Annotated in this window: 5 protein-coding genes and 1 rRNA gene (1 of these 6 cut by a window edge); 4 read left to right on the forward strand and 2 right to left on the reverse strand. The window is 56.3% G+C overall.

What is annotated here, in order from left to right; translation table 11 throughout:
- Positions 1-131: 131 nt before the first annotated feature.
- Together argC and erpA are read left to right on the forward strand one after the other, a co-directional pair.
- A complete protein-coding gene (gene argC, locus AB3G35_RS05250) occupies positions 132-1166 on the forward strand; it encodes an N-acetyl-gamma-glutamyl-phosphate reductase (RefSeq protein ID WP_095019509.1) in 1035 nt (344 codons plus the stop codon).
- 147 nt (positions 1167-1313) lie between these two features.
- Positions 1314-1664 carry an iron-sulfur cluster insertion protein ErpA gene (gene erpA, locus AB3G35_RS05255; protein ID WP_016782396.1) on the forward strand — a complete coding sequence of 117 codons (351 nt, stop codon included), beginning with the start codon at positions 1314-1316 and terminating at the stop codon, positions 1662-1664.
- A gap of 75 nt (positions 1665-1739) precedes the next feature.
- On the opposite strand, the gene AB3G35_RS05260 is transcribed toward erpA, so the two are convergent.
- Together AB3G35_RS05260 and AB3G35_RS05265 are read right to left on the reverse strand one after the other, a co-directional pair.
- Positions 1740-2831, reverse strand: a complete 1092-nt coding sequence (locus tag AB3G35_RS05260) for an anhydro-N-acetylmuramic acid kinase (protein WP_106115570.1) — start codon at positions 2829-2831, stop codon at positions 1740-1742.
- 3 nt (positions 2832-2834) lie between these two features.
- A complete protein-coding gene (locus tag AB3G35_RS05265; protein ID WP_016782394.1) occupies positions 2835-4244 on the reverse strand; it encodes a peptidoglycan DD-metalloendopeptidase family protein in 1410 nt (469 codons plus the stop codon).
- 213 nt (positions 4245-4457) lie between these two features.
- On the opposite strand from AB3G35_RS05265, the gene tyrS reads away from it, so the two are divergent.
- Both tyrS and AB3G35_RS05275 read left to right on the forward strand, forming a co-directional pair.
- Positions 4458-5657 (forward strand): tyrosine--tRNA ligase, encoded by a 1200-nt coding sequence (gene tyrS, locus AB3G35_RS05270; RefSeq protein ID WP_016782393.1) that lies wholly within the window; start codon positions 4458-4460, stop codon positions 5655-5657.
- A 509-nt stretch (positions 5658-6166) separates the two neighbouring features.
- Positions 6167-6793, forward strand: a 16S ribosomal RNA gene (locus tag AB3G35_RS05275) (it continues 910 nt past the right edge of the window).

Raw genomic sequence — 6793 nt, forward strand, 5'->3', positions numbered from 1 at the left:
TTAGTTATTCCCAGGTTCACGGTAGATCAAATAGTAGTAGTAGAGCGCCTGTGAGTCACCTTGGCGGTTGTCGCAGGGGCGCGCTGACCCTATTATCGAAGGCTTTCCAGTGGTTTCGTTGAGGGCAGGTTATGGTCAAGGTCGGTATTGTCGGCGGCACGGGTTACACCGGGGTCGAATTGCTGCGTTTGCTGGCACAGCATCCGCAGGCTGAAGTGGTTGTCATCACTTCTCGATCCGAGGCTGGCCTGCCAGTTGCCGACATGTATCCCAACCTGCGCGGCCACTACGACGGCCTCGCATTCAGTGTGCCGGACACGCAAACTCTGGGTGCGTGCGATGTGGTGTTCTTTGCCACTCCCCACGGCGTAGCCCATGCCCTGGCTGGCGAACTGCTGGCTGCAGGCACCAAGGTCATCGACCTCTCGGCCGACTTCCGCTTGCAGGACGCCGAGGAGTGGGCCAAGTGGTACGGCCAGCCGCACGGCGCACCAGAACTGCTGGATGAGGCTGTCTACGGACTGCCGGAAGTCAACCGCGAGCAAATCAAAAAAGCCCGTTTGATCGCCGTACCTGGCTGCTACCCGACTTCAGCCCAGCTAGGCTTCTTGCCTTTGCTGGAAGCCGGTCTGGCCGAGACTTCGCAGTTGATTGCTGACTGCAAGTCGGGTGTGAGCGGTGCTGGCCGGGGTGCCAGTGTCGGTGCCTTGTATGCTGAAACGTCAGAAAGCATGAAGGCGTACGCTGTTAAAGGTCATCGTCATTTGCCAGAAATTCGTCAGGGTCTGCGTCGCGCAGCAGGTAAGGATGTGGGGTTGACCTTTGTTCCTCATTTGACCCCGATGATCCGGGGTATCCATTCCACGCTGTACGCAACCGTGGTGGATCGCTCGGTTGATCTGCAGGCCTTGTACGAGAAGCGCTACGCCAATGAGCCTTTCGTCGATGTGATGCCGGCCGGCAGCCACCCGGAAACCCGTAGCGTACGCGGTGCCAACGTGTGCCGGATTGCGGTGCATCGTCCACAGGACGGCGACCTGGTGGTGGTGTTGTCGGTCATCGACAACCTGGTCAAGGGCGCGTCAGGCCAGGCCGTGCAGAACATGAACATCATGTTCGGTCTGGATGAGCGTCTGGGCTTGTCCCATGCCGGGATGCTGCCTTAACGGCGCCGGGGTTTCACCCTTCAAGCGGCAAGTGGGCAGAGGCTCACTTGCCGTTGCTACTTATGAATAGTTGACCGCTTTTCTAGGAGAAGCGGATAATGCGCTTCATCACGCATTATGGCGGCATAACGCCGGGAGATAGTCAGCATGAGCGTCGAATCCTTCACCCCCATGGCTTTGCAATTCACCGAAGGTGCTGCGCACAAGGTGAAGAGCCTGGTCGATGAAGAGGGTAATGATCGTTTGAAGTTGCGCGTATTCGTTACGGGCGGCGGTTGTTCCGGTTTTCAATATGGCTTCACCTTCGATGAAGAAGTGGCCGACGACGACACCCTGGTTGAGCGCGAGGGCGTAAGCCTGGTGGTTGACCCGATGAGCTTCCAGTATCTGGCGGGTGCCGAGGTGGATTACCAGGAAGGTCTGGAAGGCTCGCGCTTCGTGATCAAGAACCCTAATGCCACCACCACCTGTGGTTGCGGCTCGTCGTTCTCGATCTGATCCCATCGAGCAGGCTTCAAGCAAAACGCCGCGTAACTACGCGGCGTTTTGCTGTCTGGGGTTTGGTGGGGAGCGTCAGGCGGGGTAGATGGCGCCCAGCACGCGAAGGCCGCGTGCGCCGGTAACGCTGGGGCGGTTGGTAGGGATGCCTTGCAGGCAACAGTGAGCAAGCCAGGCAAAGGCCATTGCTTCAACCCAGTCAGGGTCCACGCCTTTGGCCTGGGTGCTGCTCACTCGAGCCGGTGCCAATAATTCGCCAAGGCGGGCCATCAAGGCCGCATTATGGGCGCCGCCACCGCATACCAGCAGTTCGTCCGTGTGGGGCTGGGCAGTGCGCAGCGATTGCACGATGGTCTGTGCGGTAAGTTCCAGCAGGGTTGCCTGAACGTCTTCGGCAGGGAAGGTGGGCAGGTTGAACAAATGCTGTTTCAACCATGCGAGGTTGAACACCTCACGCCCCGTGCTTTTGGGGCCCTTGGTCTGGAAGAACGGGTCGCTGAGCAGGGCGTTGAGCAACAGTGGCTCAACCTTGCCACTTGCAGCCCAGTCACCATTGCGGTCATAAAGCTCGCCGCGTTTTTCCTGTATCCAGGCATCCAGCAGGACATTGCCCGGGCCGCAGTCGAAGCCGGCAACGGGAGCAGTAGCTGTTATCAGGCTTAAGTTGCTGAAGCCGCCTACGTTGAGTACTGCTCTGTTGCCGCTCTCATCGGTAAACAAGGCTTCATGGAAAGCTGGAACCAGAGGCGCGCCCTGGCCACCGGCAGCCACATCACGACGTCGAAAATCACCGACGACGCAGATGTTGGTCAATTCGGCCAGCAGCGCCGGATTACCGATCTGCACGGTAAAGCCTCGGGCGGGCTCATGGCGAATGGTCTGGCCATGGCTGCCTATCGCGCGGATGTCTGCCGGGGACAGATGCTGTTGTGCCAGGAGCGTGTTGACGCCCTGCGCGGCCAGTTCGACCCAGTGGTTTTCCGCGATTGCACAGCGAGCCACTTCATCCTGGCCGCTGGCGCACAAGCCAAGCAGCTCGCTACGCAGAGCTTGCGGCATGGGGATGTAATGAGTAGCGCGTAGTTCGATGCTATGGCCCAGCTCGATAAGGGCGATGTCCATACCGTCCAGGCTGGTTCCGGACATCACACCTATATAGAGGGCCATGGCTTAGCGCTTGCTCGAGGCCAGAAGGGTGGCCTTTTCCTGGTTCATGCGCGCCATCAATGGCTGGCTCTGCTGCAGGAAGCGAGTGCGCTCTGCTTTAGCGATAGGGTCGGCCATCGGCAGCTTCTGGCCCAGAGGGTCAACGTGTACGCCATTTACCTGGAACTCGTAGTGCAAGTGCGGGCCAGTCGAAAGGCCGGTGGTACCGATATAGCCGATTACCTGACCCTGCTTGACCGAACCGCCGGTCTTCACGCCCTTGGCAAAGCCTTGCATGTGCCCGTAAAGCGTACGGTAAGTGTTGCCGTGCTGAATGATGATGGTGTTGCCGTAACCGCCGCGACGGCCGGCCAAAAGCACTTTGCCATCTCCGGTCGCCTTGATCGGGGTGCCGCGCGGTGCTGCGTAATCCACACCTTTGTGGGCGCGGATCTTGTTCAGGATCGGGTGCTTGCGGCCCGAGGAGAAGCGCGAGCTGATGCGGGCAAAATCTACGGGTGTGCGGATAAATGCCTTGCGCATGCTGTTGCCATCAGCGGTGTAGTAATTGCTGATGCCCTGCTTGTTGGTGTAACGCACGGCAGTGAAGGTTTTGCCGCGGTTGGTGAAGCGAGCAGAGAGGATATTGCCGGTACCTACGGTTTTGCCGTTGATCACTTTCTGCTCGTAGATCACTTCAAACTGGTCGCCTGGGCGAATGTCCTGGGCGAAGTCGATGTCGTAGCCGAACACCTTGGCCATATCCATCGTGGTGCTGTGCGGCAAGCCCGCGCGCTGGCCCGAAACAGACAGGGAGCTGCTGATCACGCCGTGTGCATACGCCGAGCGCATGGTTGGCTGGGCCGTTACGCGGCGAAAGGTATAGCCTTTGGCGGTTTTGTTGAGGGTGATGGTCTCAAGGTCGCTGACCTGGCTGTGCAGCTTGTTCAACTGCTGGCCGTCGGGGCTCATTTCAAATTCGAGTTTCTGGCCGTGCTTGAGCTGGCTGAACTGCTTGGCTTGTTTGTCGCTAGCCAGTACTTCGTGGACGGAGGTCGCGGGCAGGCCGACCTTCTGGAACAGGGTTGAGAGCGTATCACCCTTGCTGACAATCACTTCGCGGTGGCTGGGGGCGGGGGCCGCTTCAGGCTCGACCGTGGCGGTCGCTACCGGTGCGCTGTCCTGCTGTTCGATCTGGGCAAATGGCGATGGATTCGCTTCATTTGTGGCTTGAACGAGCTCGGAAGCGTCTTGTTCTTGTGTCAGTTGTTCTGCCGGGGTTTCCAGCTCCAGATTCAGGGTCGTTCGTTTGGCTTCTACTTCGCTGGAGGGAAATACCAGCAAGGCCAGGCTTAAGAGGGCGGCGATACCACTTGCGGCAAGCAGGTGGGTCTTCGGATAAAGCGGTGGCGCTTTAGGCGGTTGACTGGTCATAGATGATTTTGACTTTGAGATAAGGATGAATTGGAAAAGATGACTGACACATTGAATATGAAATAACTGTATAAAATATAACCAAATCGCCCTTGAAGCAAGTCTGCGAGCTATTCGCGCGCGGATAGTCAGCCGTATGCCCGCCGGAACTTGTAATTAGTCCCTGATCTTGTATCGTTGGTTCCCTTTGAATTTGAGCCTTACGGGTCTGATATGAAGTCGGTTGAAGAGCAGCTAGCGCTAATAAAGCGGGGTGCCGAAGAGGTACTGGTCGAGTCTGAATTGGTCGAGAAACTCAAGCGCGGCCAGCCGTTGCGTATCAAGGCCGGATTCGACCCTACGGCGCCCGATCTGCACTTGGGTCATACCGTACTTATTAACAAGCTGCGCCAGTTTCAGGAGCTGGGCCATCAGGTGATCTTCCTGATTGGTGATTTCACCGGAATGATCGGTGATCCAAGTGGCAAAAGTGCAACGCGTCCACCGCTGACGCGTGAGCAGGTGCTCGAGAACGCCGAGACTTACAAGACTCAGGTGTTCAAGATTCTTGATCCGGCAAAAACCGAGGTGGCATTCAACTCCACCTGGATGGATCAAATGGGGCCTGCCGACTTCATTCGCCTGACTTCCCAATACACAGTTGCTCGCATGCTTGAGCGCGACGACTTCGACAAGCGCTATACCACCAATCAGCCTATCGCCATTCACGAGTTCCTTTATCCGCTGGTACAGGGTTATGACTCGGTTGCGCTCAAGGCGGACGTCGAGTTGGGCGGTACTGACCAGAAGTTCAACTTGCTGATGGGGCGCGAGCTGCAGCGCGGTTACGGTCAGGAAGCGCAGTGCATTGTGACCATGCCTTTGCTTGAAGGCCTGGATGGCGTGAAGAAGATGTCCAAGTCCCTGGGCAACTATGTCGGAATCCAGGAAGCGCCAGGCGTGATGTACAGCAAGCTGGTTTCCATTCCTGATGCCTTGATGTGGCGCTACTTTGAATTGTTGAGCTTCCGTTCCATGGACGAGATCAACGAATTCAAGGCGCAAGTCGAGGCCGGTGCCAACCCTCGCGATATCAAGATCAAGCTGGCCGAAGAGATCGTTGCCCGTTTCCACGGTGAAGAGGCTGCTGCCAATGCCCACCGCGGTGCCGGTAACCGCATGAAGGATGGCGAGCTGCCTGATGATCTGCCGGAGATCGAGCTGACGGCTACTGAGGATATGCCGATTGCAGCTGTCCTTAATAAGGCAGGTCTGGTGAAGAACTCGGCAGTGGCCCGCGATCTGCTGGGTTCGGGTGGTGTGCGTATCGATGGTGAGGTGGTTGATCGCACCTATATATATGCACTCGGTTCGACCCATGTGTGCCAGGCCGGCAAGAAGGCTTTCGCACGAATCACGCTGAAAGCCGAGTAAGATCGGGGTTTGGGGGTTAATTGATAGGCTTGCTCAATTAACCCTTGACTCGCATTTGTAACTGTCTATAATTCGCCCCACTTCCGGCGCAGTCGAAACGGAAAACTCCTTGAGTTTCAATGAGTTGGATGGTTTTCGGCGGTGCTAGCTTCAAGTCATCGAAGCAGGAAATGAGGTGTTGACAGCAGCGTGTAACGCTGTAGAATTCGCCTCCCGCTAACGAGAGATCGAAAGCGCAAGTGGTTGATGTTACAGAGGAAACTTTGAAAACATCTTAAAATAACCGCTTGACAGCAACAGAGGCTGCTGTAGAATGCGCGCCTCGGTTCAGCGAAAGCCAAACCAACCGCTCTTTAACAATTGAATCAAGCAATTCGTGTGGGTGCTTGTGGAGTCAGACTGATAGTCAACAAGATTATCAGCATCACAGGTTACTCCGCGAGAAATCAAAGATGTAACCAACGATTGCTGAGCCAAGTTTAGGGTTTCTTAAAAACCCAAAGATGTTTGAACTGAAGAGTTTGATCATGGCTCAGATTGAACGCTGGCGGCAGGCCTAACACATGCAAGTCGAGCGGTAGAGAGAAGCTTGCTTCTCTTGAGAGCGGCGGACGGGTGAGTAATACCTAGGAATCTGCCTGATAGTGGGGGATAACGTTCGGAAACGGACGCTAATACCGCATACGTCCTACGGGAGAAAGCAGGGGACCTTCGGGCCTTGCGCTATCAGATGAGCCTAGGTCGGATTAGCTAGTTGGTGAGGTAATGGCTCACCAAGGCTACGATCCGTAACTGGTCTGAGAGGATGATCAGTCACACTGGAACTGAGACACGGTCCAGACTCCTACGGGAGGCAGCAGTGGGGAATATTGGACAATGGGCGAAAGCCTGATCCAGCCATGCCGCGTGTGTGAAGAAGGTCTTCGGATTGTAAAGCACTTTAAGTTGGGAGGAAGGACATTAACCTAATACGTTGGTGTCTTGACGTTACCGACAGAATAAGCACCGGCTAACTCTGTGCCAGCAGCCGCGGTAATACAGAGGGTGCAAGCGTTAATCGGAATTACTGGGCGTAAAGCGCGCGTAGGTGGTTTGTTAAGTTGAATGTGAAATCCCCGGGCTCAACCTGGGAACTG

The organism is Pseudomonas sp. WC2401, assembly GCF_041200115.1.
In the GTDB taxonomy this organism is placed as follows: Bacteria; Pseudomonadota; Gammaproteobacteria; order Pseudomonadales; family Pseudomonadaceae; genus Aquipseudomonas; species Aquipseudomonas fragi.

What these genes read in the sequence shown, in the direction of transcription:
- argC (WP_095019509.1), top strand. Translation starts at nt 132, where the DNA reads ATGGTCAAGGTCGGTATTGTCGGCGGCACGGGTTACACCGGGGTCGAA.
- erpA (WP_016782396.1), top strand. Translation starts at nt 1,314, where the DNA reads ATGAGCGTCGAATCCTTCACCCCCATGGCTTTGCAATTCACCGAAGGT.
- AB3G35_RS05260 (WP_106115570.1), bottom strand. Translation starts at nt 2,831, where the DNA reads ATGGCCCTCTATATAGGTGTGATGTCCGGAACCAGCCTGGACGGTATG.
- AB3G35_RS05265 (WP_016782394.1), bottom strand. Translation starts at nt 4,244, where the DNA reads ATGACCAGTCAACCGCCTAAAGCGCCACCGCTTTATCCGAAGACCCAC.
- tyrS (WP_016782393.1), top strand. Translation starts at nt 4,458, where the DNA reads ATGAAGTCGGTTGAAGAGCAGCTAGCGCTAATAAAGCGGGGTGCCGAA.